Origin of the sequence: Nocardioides anomalus (assembly GCF_011046535.1) — a bacterium.
Lineage (GTDB): Bacteria > Actinomycetota > Actinomycetes > Propionibacteriales > Nocardioidaceae > Nocardioides > Nocardioides anomalus.
The window spans coordinates 3,713,714-3,727,552 of the sequence record NZ_CP049257.1; the positions used below are offsets into that span (position 1 = coordinate 3,713,714).

13 protein-coding genes are annotated in these 13,839 nt (G+C 74.2%); 5 read left to right on the forward strand and 8 right to left on the reverse strand.

Going from position 1 to position 13,839, the window contains the following annotated elements:
• Positions 1–20 precede the first annotated feature (20 nt).
• Positions 21–866 (forward strand): hypothetical protein, encoded by an 846-nt coding sequence (locus G5V58_RS18605; protein WP_165236093.1) that lies wholly within the window; start codon positions 21–23, stop codon positions 864–866.
• Between the two features lie 7 nt (positions 867–873).
• Here the strand turns inward: G5V58_RS18605 and G5V58_RS18610 are convergent, their stop codons facing one another.
• Positions 874–1,515: a response regulator gene (locus tag G5V58_RS18610; RefSeq protein ID WP_165239301.1), complete on the reverse strand. Its 642-nt coding sequence runs from the start codon at positions 1,513–1,515 to the stop codon at positions 874–876.
• A gap of 5 nt (positions 1,516–1,520) precedes the next feature.
• On the reverse strand, positions 1,521–2,843 hold the full coding sequence (locus tag G5V58_RS18615; protein ID WP_165236096.1) for a sensor histidine kinase: 1,323 nt from the start codon (positions 2,841–2,843) through the stop codon (positions 1,521–1,523).
• Between the two features lie 170 nt (positions 2,844–3,013).
• On the opposite strand from G5V58_RS18615, the gene G5V58_RS18620 reads away from it, so the two are divergent.
• On the forward strand, positions 3,014–4,441 hold the full coding sequence (locus G5V58_RS18620; RefSeq protein ID WP_165236099.1) for an alpha,alpha-trehalose-phosphate synthase (UDP-forming): 1,428 nt from the start codon (positions 3,014–3,016) through the stop codon (positions 4,439–4,441).
• Between the two features lie 11 nt (positions 4,442–4,452).
• Here the strand turns inward: G5V58_RS18620 and G5V58_RS18625 are convergent, their stop codons facing one another.
• Complete coding sequence (locus G5V58_RS18625; protein WP_165236102.1) at positions 4,453–6,048, reverse strand: FMN-binding glutamate synthase family protein; 1,596 nt, start codon at positions 6,046–6,048, stop codon at positions 4,453–4,455.
• A 71-nt stretch (positions 6,049–6,119) separates the two neighbouring features.
• On the opposite strand from G5V58_RS18625, the gene G5V58_RS18630 reads away from it, so the two are divergent.
• From G5V58_RS18630 to G5V58_RS18640, 3 genes are read left to right on the forward strand one after another with little or no spacing between them, the layout of a single operon-like run.
• Positions 6,120–7,532 (forward strand): alpha/beta fold hydrolase, encoded by a 1,413-nt coding sequence (locus G5V58_RS18630; RefSeq protein WP_165236105.1) that lies wholly within the window; start codon positions 6,120–6,122, stop codon positions 7,530–7,532.
• A 26-nt stretch (positions 7,533–7,558) separates the two neighbouring features.
• Entirely contained in the window at positions 7,559–8,902 is a 1,344-nt protein-coding gene (locus tag G5V58_RS18635) for an MFS transporter (protein ID WP_165236108.1), read from the forward strand.
• The gene (locus G5V58_RS18640) at positions 8,899–10,350 is read left to right on the forward strand and encodes a pyridoxal phosphate-dependent decarboxylase family protein (protein ID WP_165236111.1); all 1,452 of its coding nucleotides are present in this window, start codon (positions 8,899–8,901) and stop codon (positions 10,348–10,350) included. Before G5V58_RS18635 ends, G5V58_RS18640 begins: the two co-directional genes overlap by 4 nt.
• On the opposite strand, the gene G5V58_RS18645 is transcribed toward G5V58_RS18640, so the two are convergent.
• Genes G5V58_RS18645 through G5V58_RS18665 form a run of 5 tightly spaced genes read right to left on the reverse strand, consistent with a single transcriptional unit; the run spans position 10,313 to position 13,806 of the window.
• Positions 10,313–10,654 (reverse strand): NUDIX domain-containing protein, encoded by a 342-nt coding sequence (locus G5V58_RS18645; RefSeq protein ID WP_165236114.1) that lies wholly within the window; start codon positions 10,652–10,654, stop codon positions 10,313–10,315. The genes G5V58_RS18640 and G5V58_RS18645 overlap by 38 nt on opposite strands.
• On the reverse strand, positions 10,651–11,082 hold the full coding sequence (locus tag G5V58_RS18650; protein ID WP_230486739.1) for an MmcQ/YjbR family DNA-binding protein: 432 nt from the start codon (positions 11,080–11,082) through the stop codon (positions 10,651–10,653). The genes G5V58_RS18645 and G5V58_RS18650 overlap by 4 nt, the downstream gene beginning before the upstream one ends.
• Positions 11,079–12,242 (reverse strand): zinc-binding dehydrogenase, encoded by a 1,164-nt coding sequence (locus G5V58_RS18655; RefSeq protein WP_165236118.1) that lies wholly within the window; start codon positions 12,240–12,242, stop codon positions 11,079–11,081. Before G5V58_RS18655 ends, G5V58_RS18650 begins: the two co-directional genes overlap by 4 nt.
• The gene (locus G5V58_RS18660; RefSeq protein WP_165236122.1) at positions 12,239–13,159 is read right to left on the reverse strand and encodes a carbohydrate kinase family protein; all 921 of its coding nucleotides are present in this window, start codon (positions 13,157–13,159) and stop codon (positions 12,239–12,241) included. The genes G5V58_RS18655 and G5V58_RS18660 overlap by 4 nt, the downstream gene beginning before the upstream one ends.
• Complete coding sequence (locus G5V58_RS18665) at positions 13,156–13,806, reverse strand: class II aldolase/adducin family protein (protein WP_165236125.1); 651 nt, start codon at positions 13,804–13,806, stop codon at positions 13,156–13,158. The genes G5V58_RS18660 and G5V58_RS18665 overlap by 4 nt, the downstream gene beginning before the upstream one ends.
• Positions 13,807–13,839 lie beyond the last annotated feature (33 nt).

The window sequence follows — 13,839 nt, forward strand, 5'->3', positions numbered from 1 at the left end:
GGTCAGTCCCTCGGCTCCGGTTGGTCGGCATCGACCACGCGCCGTTCGTCATCGACGACGGCTTGACGACGCCGTCCACAGTCACGGTCGCCGGAACGAGGTGTCTGCAGCCCGCCCTGCCGCTCCTGAGTGCTGTCAGCGCCACCCGCACCCAGGAGCCCACCAGGAAGCGCACCTCCCGTCTCCCCGTCCTCGTCGTCGTCGCCCTCGTGGCGCTGGTCCTCGGCTCGTTCGGCACCGCCCACGCCGGCGGCGCCCTCACCAAGGGCAAGGTCAAGAGCATCGCTGCCAAGGCGGTGGCCAAGGCGGCGCCGGAGCTCTCGGTCAAGAGCGCAGCGACCGCGGCCAACGCCACCAACCTGAACGGGCAGCCGGCCTCGACCTACCTGGACCGGTCGGCCCAGCTGCAGCTCCCGACGCAGAGCCACCCGCTGCCGAGCTCGACCGCCACCGAGCTGGGGACGGTCGCGCTCACGGTGCCGAACGGGGTCGGCTTCGTCCACCTCGTCGGGACGATGTCGTTCCAGGCTGGCGGCACCGCCGCCTTCCCGACCCTGTGGACGTCGGCCGACGGCACCACGTGCGCGGCCACGACCGGCCCCGGCTACGACACCCGCAGCTACGGCGAGGCGGCTTCCGGGGGCCGCGACCAGATCGTGCAGGACCTCGTCGTGCCGGCCACGGCCGGCGTCCACACCTACCGGCTGTGCGGGTACGCCGTCGGCGCGGGGAACTCGTACTGGCAGGCCAGCCTCACCGCGGAGACCGTCGCCGGCGGTCCCACGGGCGCTGCCACTGGCGCAGGCACCGGCGCAGGCACCAGCGCAGGCACGGCGACGAGCACCGGCTCCATCGACGGTCGCTGACGGGCCGTCAACCCGCCTGCAGGAACCGCACGACGGCCAGCACCCTGCGGTGCTGGCCGTCGTCCGGGTGGAGGCCGAGCTTGGCGAAGATCCGCTGGGTGTGCTTCTCCACGCCGCCCTCGGTGACGACGAGCGCCTCGGCGATGGCGGCGTTGGAGCGGCCCTCGGCCATCAGGCCGAGCACCTCGCGCTCACGCGGGGTCAGGCCCTCCAGCGGGTCGCGCCGGCGGACCATGAGCTGGGCGACGACCTGGGGGTCGAGGACGGTGCCGCCGGCGGCGACGGTGTCGAGGGCGGTGAGGAAGTCGTCGAGGTCGCTGACGCGGTCCTTGAGCAGGTAGCCGACGCCACCGCCGCCGGCGGCGAGGAGCTCGTCGGCGTAGGAGACCTCGACGTACTGGCTGAGAACCATGATCCGGGCGTCGGGCCAGGCGCGGCGGACCTCGACCGCGGCGCGCAGGCCCTCGTCGGTGTGGCTGGGCGGCATGCGCACGTCGACGATGCCGACGTCAGGCCGGTGCTCGAGCACGGCGGCGACGTACGACGGGCCGTCGGCGACGCCGGCCACGACGTCGTGGCCGGCCTCGGCGAGCAGCAGCTGGAGCCCCTCCCGCAGGAGGAGGGAGTCGTCCGCGACGACGATCCGCAGCGGCCTCACGCGTCTCCGACGGGCAGCCAGGCGCGCAGCACGGTCGGACCGCCCGCCGGCGAGGTGACCTCGAGCCGGCCGTCGGCCGCGCGGACCCGCTGCTCGAGCCCGGCCAGGCCGCTGCCCTTGTCGAGCGCGGCACCGCCGACACCGTCGTCCTCCACGCGCACGTGCACACCCCCGCCCTCGGTCCAGACGCCGACCGTGGTGCGGGTCGCGCCGCTGTGCTTGGCCACGTTGGTGAGCGCCTCGGCGACCACGAAGTAGACCGCGGTCTCCACGTGCGGGGGCAGCTGGTCCGGCACGTCGACGGTGGCCTCGACGGGGACGCTCGCCCGGACGGTGAGCTCGCCGAGCGCGGCGGCCAGGCCGCGGTCGACCAGCAGCGGCGGGGCGATGCCGCGCGACAGCGAGCGCAGCTCGGCCACGGTCTCGCGGGCCTGCTCGAGCGCCGAGTCGAGCGCCGCGCCGGCCAGCGCCGGGTCCTCGGTCAGCTGCCTGCGCACCCGGCCCAGGTCCATCTGCAGCCGGACCAGCCGCTGCTGGGGGCCGTCGTGGATGTCGCGCTCCAGCCGGCGCAGCGACCCGGCCTCGGCGGCCCGGGCCGCCTCGCGGCCGCCCTCGGCGCGACGTACCTCCTGCTGGAGCTCGGCCCGGCTGCTCAGCAGCACCGAGGCCAGGCTGCCGTGCAGGGTCGCCGCGAAGCGCACCACGAACGGCAGGCTCAGCAGCGCGACGACGCCCAGGACCAGCTGGACCAGGCTGTCGGTCGTGCGGGTGTTGTCGAAGCCGAGCAGAGCGGCCAGCGTCGTCTGGTCGTCGGGGTCGAACGGGAGGAACTGCTGCCAGAACCAGTACGTCAGCCCGGCCAGCGCCGCCGCCCACCAGGCCGCCGCCAGGGCGAAGGCCACCGTGCCGGTCACCAGGCCGACCAGGCACCAGACCACGTCGAGCCACGACTGCGCGTCGCGCAGCGGGGTCAGCGCCTTGCGCCAGAATCCGGCGTCGTCCGGCGCGCAGAGGTACGCCGGGGTCGGGGCCGGCTTGCCGAGCAGCCCGCGCAGCCGGATGCGCTCGAAGCGGGCGAAGCCGCGGGCGACGTTCACCGCCACCCAGAACATCAGCAGGCCACCGATGAGCACGGTCAGGCCGACGCCGAGCGCGAGGTCGACGACCACGACCACGAAGGCCGGGAGCGCGATCGGGAACGCCGACAGCGCGTAGCCCGAGTCGTAGAGCACCCGCCGCAGCCCGCGCGGGCGCTCGACCGACCGCGGCGCCGCCGCGGCGGAGGAGGCCGGGACCGGCCGGGGTTCGGTGGCAGTCATGGGCATGGTCTGGGTCATGGCTCCAGCGTCGGCTGCTGGGAGCGTGGCCACGATCCTGCCAGCACCACAGGTGGTGTCGGGCCAGCCCGACAGCCGGCCGCGTGCGTCGTGCGGCCGGGGGTACTGACCGGCCGTGACCGCCCCCGCCCTCCACGACCTAGGCTGACCACGTGGGCTACGACCTCGTGATCGTCGCGAACCGGCTCCCCGTGGACCGGGTCGAGCAGCCCGACGGCACCTCGACCTGGCGGCCGTCGCCGGGCGGCCTGGTCAGCGCGATCGAGCCGGTGATGCGCGCCGACGACGGCGTGTGGATGGGCTGGCCGGGCGGGACCGAGCAGGACCTCGAGCCGTTCGAGGCCGACGGGCTGTCGCTGCACCCGATGTCGATGACGGCCGAGGAGATCGAGGGCCACTACGAGGGCTTCTCCAACGCCACCCTGTGGCCGCTGTACCACGACCTGGTGGCCAAGCCGGAGTTCCACCGCGAGTGGTGGGACACCTACGTCTCGGTCAACCAGCGCTTCGCCGACGAGGCCGCCGAGCTGGCCAACGAGGACGCCCTGGTGTGGGTCCAGGACTACCAGCTCCAGCTGGTCCCGCAGATGCTGCGCGAGCTGCGACCCGACCTGCGGATCGGCTTCTACCTGCACATCCCGTTCCCGCCCGCGGAGCTGTTCCAGCAGCTGCCGTGGCGCCGCCAGCTCCTCGAGGGGCTGCTGGGTGCGGACCTGGTCGGCTTCCAGCTGCCCGGCGGCGCCGGCAACTTCGTGCGGCTGGTGCGCCAGCGGGTGGGCCACAAGACCCACCGCGACCTGGTCTACCTGCCCGACGGCCGGACCGTGCGCGCGGCGGCGTTCCCGATCTCGATCGACGCGGCCGGCTTCGAGGAGCTGGCGCGCTCGGAGGAGGTCACCAGCCGGGCCAAGGAGATCCGCGCGGCGCTGGGCGACCCGAGCAAGATCTTCCTGGGTGTGGACCGGCTCGACTACACCAAGGGCATCTACGCCCGCCTCCGCGCGTACGCCGAGCTGCTCGAGGACGGCGCCCTCGACGTCGAGGACGCGGTCTTCGTGCAGGTCGCGGTGCCCTCGCGCGAGCACGTCGAGGAGTACCAGCGCCTGCGCGACGAGATCGACCGCCTCGTCGGCCGCATCAACGGCGACCTGGGCCGCATCGGGCGGCCCGCGATCAGCTACCTGCACTCCTCCTACCCGCGCGAGGAGATGGCCGCGCTCTACCGTGCCGCCGACGTCATGGTCGTCACGCCGTACCGCGACGGCATGAACCTGGTGGCCAAGGAGTACGTCGCGTGCCGCTACGACGACGCCGGGGCGCTGGTGCTCTCGGAGTTCGCCGGCGCGGCCGACGAGCTGCGGCAGGCGTGGCTGGTCAACCCCTACGACATCAACGGCATGAAGGCCGCGCTCCTCGAGGCGTACCGCGCCGACGGCAAGGACCTCACCAAGCGGATGAAGGCCATGCGCAAGACCGTGAGCCACAACGATGTGCGGGCGTGGGCCGACCACTTCATGAGCGAGCTGTCCCACGTCCGCGACAAGCACGGCAAGGCGGTCAGGCCGGCCTCGCGCTCCTGAGCCGGGCCCGGTCAGGCTGAGCGCGCGGCGCCGGAGCTGGTGGTCGGAGGACGCTCGGTCTCCGGGCGGTTGGGTGCCATCAGCGCGACCAGCTCCTCGCGCAGGGCCGGGCCGAGCCGGCCCCAGCCCGGCTCGTAGCCGTAGGTCTCGCGCAGACCGGTGGTGGTCCGGGTGCCCTCGACCAGGTCGATGTCCTCGGGGCCGATGAGACCGGGATGGCTCACGCCGACCGCCTCGGAGACCTTGAGGAGGTCGCGGCGCAGGGCGAGGACGTACTTCTCGACGCGCTCGGCCTTGTCGTCGGGGTCCAGCCCGCGCTGCAGCCACGGGTCCTGGGTGGCCACGCCGGTCGGGCACCGGTCGGTGTGGCACTTCTGGGCCTGGATGCAGCCGACCGCGAACATCGCCTCCCGGCCCACCTGCACGCCGTCGCAGCCGAGCGCGAAGGCCACTGCGGCGTTCTCGGGCAGCCCGAGCTTGCCGCCGCCGACGAAGACCACGTCGTCGGTCAGCCCGGCGCGCGCGAACCGGCTGTAGACCTGGGTGAACCCGACCCGGAACGGGAACGCCACCGAGTCGGCGAAGACCAGCGGCGCCGCGCCGGTCCCGCCCTCGCCGCCGTCGATGTTGACGAAGTCCACGCCGCGGCCGTCCTGGGTCCGCAGCCCCGCCATCCGCTCGACCAGGTCGTCCCAGAAGTCCAGGTTGCCCACCGCGGACTTGATGCCGACCGGGAGGCCGGTCTCGGCGGCCAGCAGCTCGACGAAGTCCAGCATCGAGTCGACGTCGGTGAACACCTGGTGCCGGCTCGGCGAGGCGCAGTCCTGGCCGACCGGGATGCCCCGGATCGCGGCGATCTCCGGCGTCACCTTGGCCCCCGGCAGCATGCCGCCGAGCCCGGGCTTCGCGCCCTGCGACAGCTTGATCTCGAGCGCGCGGACCGGCGCCGACGCCACCAGCTCCTTGAGCCGCTGGAGGTCGAACCGGCCGTGCTCGTCGCGGCACCCGAAGTACGACGTACCGATCTGGAAGACCAGGTCCCCGCCCTGCCGGTGGTACGGCGCGAGCCCGCCCTCGCCGGTGTTCTGCAGGCACCCGGCGCGCAGCGCGCCCTTGTTGAGCGCGGTCACCGCGTTGCCGGAGAGGGAGCCGAAGCTCATCCCCGAGATGTTGACCACCGACGCCGGCCGGACCGCGAGGCGGCGACCGCGGGCCGCGCCCACCACCTTGGCCATCGGCAGCGGCACGCCCTCCTCGCCGTGCCGCGCGGTCTGCGCGCCGGGCCCGGCGAAGGTGCGGTGCTTGATGATCGGGTAGCCCTCGACGTTCTCCACGTCGTTGTCGGTGCCGAAGCCGAAGTAGGAGTTCTCGCCCTTGGCGCTGGCGTAGACCCAGCGGCGCTGGTCGCGGCTGAACGGGCGCTCCTCGTCGTTGCTGGTGACGATGTACTGGCGCAGCTCCGGGCCGAACCGCTCCAGGGTGAAGCGCAGGTGCCCGATGACCGGGAAGTTGCGCAGGATCGCGTGCTTCTTCTGCACCACGTCGTGGGCGGCGACCGCCCCGAGGGCCCCCACCGCGCCGGCCGCGAGCCGGGTCGTCCACTTCACGAGTCGTTCCTAGCCGTCGGGCTGCGCACTGTCGATCCCCTTCCCGCGAACGGCGGGCTACGGTTTCGGGCATGGACCTGGTACCCAAGCCCGACCAGGTCGTCTCGGCCGCCGGCAACCTGGCCCACAAGGTCCTCTACGGCGGACTCGCCGACCTCCGGCCGATGCCGCGCACGCTCATCGACGAGGGCGAGCTGCGCGAGGTCTACCACTACCGGCCGGCCGCCACCGCCCGCGAGCAGGGCGACCCGGTCCTGCTCGTCACGCCGCTGGCCGCGCCGGCGCTCGCCTTCGACCTGCGCCGCGGCTGCTCGGTCGTCGAGCACTTCGTCCAGGCCGGGCGCCCGACGTACCTCGTGGAGTACGGGCAGGTCTCCTTCCGCAACCGCAGCCTCGGCATGGAGCACTGGGTCGACGACGTGGTGCCGACCGCTATCGAGGAGGTCTCCCGGCACGCCGGCGGGCGCCCGGTGCACGTGGTCGGCTGGAGCCTCGGCGGGATCTTCGCGCTGCTCACCGCCGCCGACCGCCCCGACCTGCCGATCGCCTCGATCTCGGTCCTCGGCTCGCCGGTCGACGTCTCCCAGGTCCCGCTGGTCGCACCGCTGCGCCCCCTGCTCAACCTCACCGAGGGCCGCGTGCTCACGCCGGTCTACCAAGCGCTCGGCGGCGCGCCGCGGCCGCTGGTGCGCTGGGCCTTCCAGCTCTCGTCGTTCCAGAAGCTGGTGACCAAGCCGCTGGCCGTCGCCGCCCGCCTCGACGACGCCGACTTCCTGGCCCAGGTCGAGGCCGTGGACCGGTTCACCGCCAACATGATCGCCTACCCCGGCCGGTCCTTCGGCCAGCTCTACCACCGCTTCGTGCGCACCAACACGCTCGCCACCGGCCGCTTCGACCTCGGCGGGCGGACCCTCTCACTCGCCGACGTCACCGCGCCGGTCCTCGTCTTCGCCGGCGCCACCGACGGCATCGCCCCCGTCGGCTCGGTCAAGGCGGTCGTCCCGCTGCTCACGGGCTCGCGGGAGGTCGGCTTCGAGATCGTCCCGGGCGGGCATCTCGGCATGCTGACCGGGCGTGCCGCGCGCGGCACGACCTGGCGGACGCTGGACGAGTGGATCGGGCGGTGGTCGACCACCGACGCGCCGACACCCGCGGCGAAGAAGGCCGTCGCCAAGAAGGCCGTCGCCAAGAAGGCCGCGCCCGCCAAGAAGGCCGCGCCCGCCAAGAAGGCCGCGCCCGCCAAGAAGGCCGCGCCCGCCAAGAAGGCCGCCCCCGCCAAGAAGGCCGCCCCCGCCAAGAAGGCCGCCCCCGCCAAGAAGGCCGCCCCCGCCAAGAAGGCCGCCCCCGCCAAGAAGGCCGCCCCCGCCAAGAAGGCCGCCCCCGCCAAGAAGGCCGCCACGAAGAAGTCGAGCAGCCCGGACGCCATCGGCTCGAACCCGACCCGCCGCTACGGCTCGGCCGGCTCGCGCGGCCTGGCTCGCTGAGCCCGGACACGCCCTAGTCTTCGTCCGTGCCCGACGTCACGCCGCTGCCGCGCGCCGTGCGCGCCGGGTACGGGTCGGGGTCGGTCGCGACCGGCGCCTTCGGGACCGTGCCGGGGCTGATGCTGCTGCCCTACCTCACCGACAGCCTGGGGATCGCCGCGGTGGCGGCCGGGTTCATCGTCTTCGCGCCCAAGGCCTGGGACGTGGCCCTCAACCCGATCGCGGGCCGGATCAGCGACCGGACCGTCGACCCGCGCGGGCCGCGGCGGCCGTGGCTGCTGCGGGCCGGGCTGGCGCTGGCGGCGGCGTTCGCGCTGCTGTTCGCGGCGCCGTCGATGTCCTCGCAGGCCCTCGAGGCGGCGTGGGTGCTGGTCTGCTTCCTGGCCTGCGCGACGGCGTACGCGTTCTTCCAGGTGCCCTATGTCGCCATGCCTGCCGAGCTGACGCCGTCCTACGACGAGCGCACCCGGCTGATGACGTGGCGGGTCGCCATCTTGGCCTTCACCATCATGCTCGCGGGCGCGACGGCGCCGCTGATCCGCGACGCGGTCGGCGGGCGGGCCGGCTACCGCGTGATGGGCGTGGCCATGGCCTGCGTCATCGCCGTCGGCGTGGTCGGCGCCTACCGCGGCACCCGACGCGCGCCGGTGGGCGCGGTGCAGCCCGGGCCGGGCTCGTTGCGCGACCAGCTCAAGATCGTGGCCGAGGCGCGTGACTTCCGGCTCCTGCTCACGACCTTCGTGGTGCAGGCGCTGGCCACCGGCGCCATGCTGGCCGGGGTCGACTACCTGGCCACCGACGTGCTCGACCGCAAGGGCGCGTCGACGATCCTCTTCGTCTGCTTCGTCGGCCCTGCGCTGCTGCTCACCCCGGCCTGGTCCGCGCTCGGCGCCCGGGTGGGCAAGAAGCAGGGCTACCTGCTCGCCTCGATCATCCTCGCCGCCGGCGCGCTGCTGGCCGTCGTCGCCCGCTCCGCGCCGTTCGGCGTGGTCGTGGCCGCGGTGGCCCTGGTCGGGGTCGGGTACGCCGGCGCACAGGTCTTCCCGCTCGCCATGCTCCCCGACGCGGCCGCGGTGGACGCGCGCCGGACCGGCAGCACGCGGGTCGGCGTCTACACCGGCGTGTGGACGGCCGGCGAGACCCTCGGGCTCGCGCTCGGCCCGGGGCTGTTCGCCCTGGTCCTCGCGGTCGGCGGCTACCGGTCGAGCACGGACGGCGACGTGGCCCAGCCCGACTCGGCCCTGACCGCCATCACCCTCGGCTTCTCGGTGCTGCCGGCGCTGCTCGTGCTGGTCAGCCTGGTGTGGCTGACCCGCTACGCGCTCACCTCCGACGAGGTGGACGAGACCCCGACAGGAGCCACCGCGTGACCCAGCCCGATCCCCTCGAGCGTCTCCGGGCGCTCCAGGCGCACGACCTGCCGGTGCACGGCGGACGCACCTTGGCCTACGTCTACGACTCCGGGCTCCCCGAGGTGGACCGGGTCGGGCGCGAGGCGGTCGCGGCGTACGCCGGCTCCAACGGGCTCGACCCGACGGCGTTCCCCAGCCTGCTGCAGATGGAGAACGAGCTGGTCGGGTTCGCGCTCGACCTGCTCGACGGACCCGGGACGGCAGTCGGGACCGTCACCTCGGGCGGCACCGAGTCGGTGCTGCTCGCGGTGCAGGCGGCGCGCGACGCGCACCCGGACGTGGTCGAGCCGCGCATGGTGCTGCCGGCCACCGCGCACGCGGCGTTCCACAAGGCCGCGCACTACTTCGGCGTGGAGCCGGTGCTCGTGCCCGTCGGCGACTCCTACGCCGCCGACGTGGCGGCCACGGCGCGGGCCGTCGACGAGGCGCGCGACCGCACGGTGCTGGTGGTCGCGAGCGCGCCGTCGTACGCGCACGGCGTCGTCGACCCGGTCACCGAGCTCGCGGCCCTTGCGGCGGCGCGCGGGATCCGGTGCCACGTCGACGCGTGCATCGGTGGCTGGGTGCTGCCGTACGCCGCGCGGCTCGGCCGAGCCGTGCCCCCGTGGACGTTCGCGGTGGAGGGGGTCACGTCGATCTCGGTCGACCTGCACAAGTACGGCTACGCACCCAAGGGCACCTCGCTCCTGCTGCACCGGACGCCCGAGCTGCGCAGGCCGCAGCTCTTCGCGTCCGCGGCGTGGCCGGGCTACACGATGCTGAACTCGACGATGCAGTCGACGAAGTCCGGCGGGCCCCTGGCCGGCGCCTGGGCCGTGGTCGAGTCGCTGGGTGACACGGGGTACGAGCTCCTTTCGCGTGAGGTGTTCCGAGCCGTCGATGCGATCGTGGCCGGGACCACCGACATCGACGGCCTCGATCTGCTCGTCTCTCCACAGAGCACGCTGATCGCCCTGGTGACCGACGCGAGCTGCGACGCGTTCACGGTCTGCGACGAGATGGCGACACGCGGGTGGTACGTCCAGCCCCAGATGTCCTACGGCGCCACGCCACCGACCATCCACCTCTCGGTCAGCGCCGCCACCGGCGCTCACGTCGACGAGCTCCTCACCGCCCTGCGCGACTCGGTACGTGCGGCCCAGCAGGCCGGACCGGTGAGCGTCGACGACGACGTCGTCGCCTTCATCGAGGCCCTCGACCCGGCCGCCCTGAGCGACGCGGACTTCGACGGTCTCCTCGCGGCCAGCGGGCTGGTCGGGGGCGGCGACAGCCTCGAGCTGCCGGAGCGGATGGCCGAGGTCAACGCCCTGCTCGACGTGGCGACCCCGGCCATGCGCGAGGCGCTGCTCACGGCGTTCCTGGACCGGCTCAGCCGACCGGTCCGCCGGGCGGACGGGATCCGCTGACCTCAGTCCGGCCAGCTCGGCGGGTCTCGTTGCCCGCCGCCCACTCCGAGCCGAGATGGCGGGCGGTGCTGCCCACGACACCGGTCTCCTCCCGCAGCTCGCGGCGGGCACCGGTCACGGGGTCCTCGCCGGTCGAGACCGCGACCCGGGAGCTCGTCGAGGACGCGGTCCGGGTCAGCACCGCGACGGAGTCCGCGTAGACGTCCACCTCCCACTCCGAGGGCGGCACGCCGTCGTCCTCGAGGGTGAGCCGGTCGACCTGCACCCAGCCGTCGTGGACCCGGCGGCGCCGGAGCTGCCTCATCCCCCGGCGCCGAGGTGCTCGGCCAGCCAGGCCGCGCGGGCCAGCTTGCCGGCGCGGGCGAGCCAGGCGTCCTGGACGACCTCGCGCAGCTCGTCGAGGGTGAGCTCGCCGATGCGGGAGCCGCGGAGCAGCACGGAGGGGTGGCCGTCGAAGTGCGGAGTGGTGAAGAACGGCGTGGACTCGTCGAGGACCAGCGCGTGCTTGTCCTCCTCGGACTCGACCCAGAAGACGATGACGTCGTCGTAGCGCTCGCCGGTGTCGGGGTCGACGGCGTCGGGTCGAGGGGTGCGGAAGAAGACGAAGCTGCGGCCGCTGACCTGGTAGGTGTCGCGGACCCGGTCGGGGTAGCGGTCGACGCCGGGCAGGGCGGCGGCGAGGGCGTGCACGTCGGCGACGCGGGCGCGGCGGGACCGGCGGGCCACGGTCATACCGGGATCGGCGTGGTGGCGGTCGAGGTCGGGTCGATGAGCACCTTGGCGTGGGCCTCGGGGTCGCCGAGGGCGTCGAAGGCGGCGGCGACGCCGTCGAGGCCGACGGTGCCGGTCACCAGGGCCGAGGCGTCCACGCGGCCGTCGGCCAGCGCGTGCAGGGTGTCGCGGAACTCCAGCGGGGTGTAGCAGAGCACGAAGCGCAGGTCGAGCTCCTTGTTGATGGCCATCGAGGGCCGGAAGGCGTCGGCGCCCATGCACACGCCGACCACGACCACGCGCGAGTTGAGGGGCGCGGCGGAGACGACGGACTCGATCATCCCGGGCACGCCGACGCACTCGAAGACCACCGGGCCGGAGGGGGTGGCCGCGCCGAGCCGGTCGGCGGCGCGGAAGACGTGCTGCCAGCCGGGCACCAGGCGCAGCTTGTCCATCGAGTCGACGGCGAGGCGGAAGAAGGCGGTCGCGGTGGTCAGGGCGCGCCCCGGCGCCACGTCGTACGGCGAGGAGTCGGCCGGGTCGACGACGACGTCGGCGCCGCAGCGGGTGGCCAGCGCGCGGCGACCCGGCGAGAAGTCGCTGGCGACCACGGTGCGCACGCCGCGGGCCTTGAGCCACGCGATGACCGCGAGCCCGACCGGACCGCAGCCCAGGACGATCGCGGTGTCGCGGCGGGAGACGTCGGACCTGTTCACCGCGTGCAGCGCGACCGCCATCGGCTCGGTGAGCGCGGCGACCTCGGGCGCGAGCCCGTTGGGCACCCTGAACGACAGCGACTGCTCGACGAGCACCTGCTCGGCGTACCCACCGGGGGCGAGCGGGGAGAGCCCGACGGGGTGTGCGGCGCGGCCGCGGCGGACCAGCGGCAGCGAGACGACGTGGTCGCCCTCGCGGAACTCCCGGCGCACGCCGCGCCCCCGCTCGCGGACCTCGCCGACGAACTCGTGGCCCAGCACGGTCGCGCTCGAGCGGCTCATGAAGTCGGCGTAGTCGAGCTCGGCCATCACCGCACCGAGGTCGTCGCAGTGCTCGCGGGCGTGCAGGTCCGAGCCGCAGATGCCGCAGCGCAGGACGTTCAGGACCAGCTGCCCCTTGCCGGGCGTCGGGTCGGGCAGGTCGCGCACCGACAGCGCCGCGTCCTCGCAGACCACCGCCCTCATCGGACCGCCGCCGAGCGCTCGAAGGCCTGCACCGAGGCCAGCGTGTAGGAGCCGGCGTCGGTGCCGAGCCCCTGCGCGACCTGGGCGGCGGTGGCGCACCCCAGCCGGGCGGCGGCGGCCAGGTCGCCGCCGAGGACGACGCCGCGCAGGAAGCCGGCCGAGAAGGCGTCGCCGCACCCGGTCGTGTCCACCACCTCCACGTCGTACGCCGGGACCTCGACGACGTCGGCGGCGGTGACCACCAGCGCCCCGCGCGCGCCCCGGGTGACGGCCACGCAGCCGACGCCGCGGTCCACCAGCTGACGGGCACCCTCCTCCAGCGAGGAGGCACCGGTGAAACCGAGGACCTGCTCGTCGTTGGGCAGCAGGAAGTCCGCGTGCGGCAGCGCGTCGGCGATCCAGGCCAGCATGTCGGGGTCCCCGGGCGCGAGCACGTCGAGCGACGTGCGCGCGCCGGCCTCGCGGGCGCCACGCAGGACGAGCCCGGCCGCCTCGCCGCCGAGGAACTCCGGCCCGCCCAGGTGCACCACGTCGAAGCCGGCGAACGACGGCAGGTCCTCGGGCGTCAGCGCCCCGTTGGCGCCGATGCAGTGCCAGGCCGGGCGGTCCCCGTTCGGCCGGACGGGGATGACCGACGCCGAGGTCTGCTGGCCGTCCTTGCGGACCAGGCCGGAGACGTCCACGCCCTCGCGCTCGAGCAGCGCGAGGAGGGTGTCGGCGAGCGGGTCGGTCCCGACCGCGCCGTACGACGACACCTCGGCGCCGAGCCGGGCCAGCACCACGGCGGTGCCTCCCGCGGTGCCGGCCGGCGACATCCGGATCGTCTCGACCAGCTGACCGTCGGAGCCGTCGGGGATCGACTCGATGCCGATCACGTGGGTGTCGAGCACGTGCACGCCGACGGCGGCGACCTTCATGCGTTCTCCTGCGGGTTCCCGTAGTGCGTGGCCAGCGCCTGTTCGACCACGTCGTGCTGCTGCTCCGCGGTGAGCAACCGGGGCTCCCCGAGCGCCGACGCGCGGTGGTGCAGCGCGGCCAGCCACTCCAGGAGCAGAGCGTTCTCGACCGCGGCGTCCAGCGAGCCGCCGACGGCCACCGAGCCGTGGTTGGCCAGCAGGGCCGCCTGCTTGCCGTCCAGCGCCGCCCGCACGCCGGCGGCGAGCTCGGCGGTGCCGAACGTCGCGTACGGCGCGACGCGGACCGACCCGCCGAGCAGCAGTTGCTGGTAGTGCAGGACCGGCAGCTCGTCCAGCACGCACGCGAGCGCGGTCGACCACGGCGCATGGGTGTGCACGACGGCGGCGGCAGCGGTGTCGGCGTACACCCCGAGGTGCAGGGCGAGCTCGGACGTCGGTCGCAGCGCACCCTCGAGCACCGTGCCGTCGGGCGCCACGACCGTCACGTCCTCGGGTCGGCAGCCGGCGAGCGCGACACCCGAGGCGGTGACCGCGACCTCGTCGCCGGACCGGGCCGACACGTTCCCGGCGGTCCCGACGAGCAGGCCCTCATGGGCCAGACGGCGGGCGGCGGCGGCGACCTCCTCGCGCAGCGGGGCCCGGGTCATGGGCCTCACAGTAACCAGGCGGCGCCCCGCCTC

Bases quoted from the DNA above. Each gene is read 5' to 3' on its own strand.
- G5V58_RS18615 (WP_165236096.1), bottom strand. From the start codon at position 2,843: ATGACTGCCACCGAACCCCGGCCGGTCCCGGCCTCCTCCGCCGCGGCG.
- G5V58_RS18630 (WP_165236105.1), top strand. From the start codon at position 6,120: ATGGACCTGGTACCCAAGCCCGACCAGGTCGTCTCGGCCGCCGGCAAC.
- G5V58_RS18645 (WP_165236114.1), bottom strand. From the start codon at position 10,654: ATGAGGCAGCTCCGGCGCCGCCGGGTCCACGACGGCTGGGTGCAGGTC.
- G5V58_RS18650 (WP_230486739.1), bottom strand. From the start codon at position 11,082: ATGACCGTGGCCCGCCGGTCCCGCCGCGCCCGCGTCGCCGACGTGCAC.
- G5V58_RS18655 (WP_165236118.1), bottom strand. From the start codon at position 12,242: ATGAGGGCGGTGGTCTGCGAGGACGCGGCGCTGTCGGTGCGCGACCTG.
- G5V58_RS18660 (WP_165236122.1), bottom strand. From the start codon at position 13,159: ATGAAGGTCGCCGCCGTCGGCGTGCACGTGCTCGACACCCACGTGATC.
- G5V58_RS18665 (WP_165236125.1), bottom strand. From the start codon at position 13,806: ATGACCCGGGCCCCGCTGCGCGAGGAGGTCGCCGCCGCCGCCCGCCGT.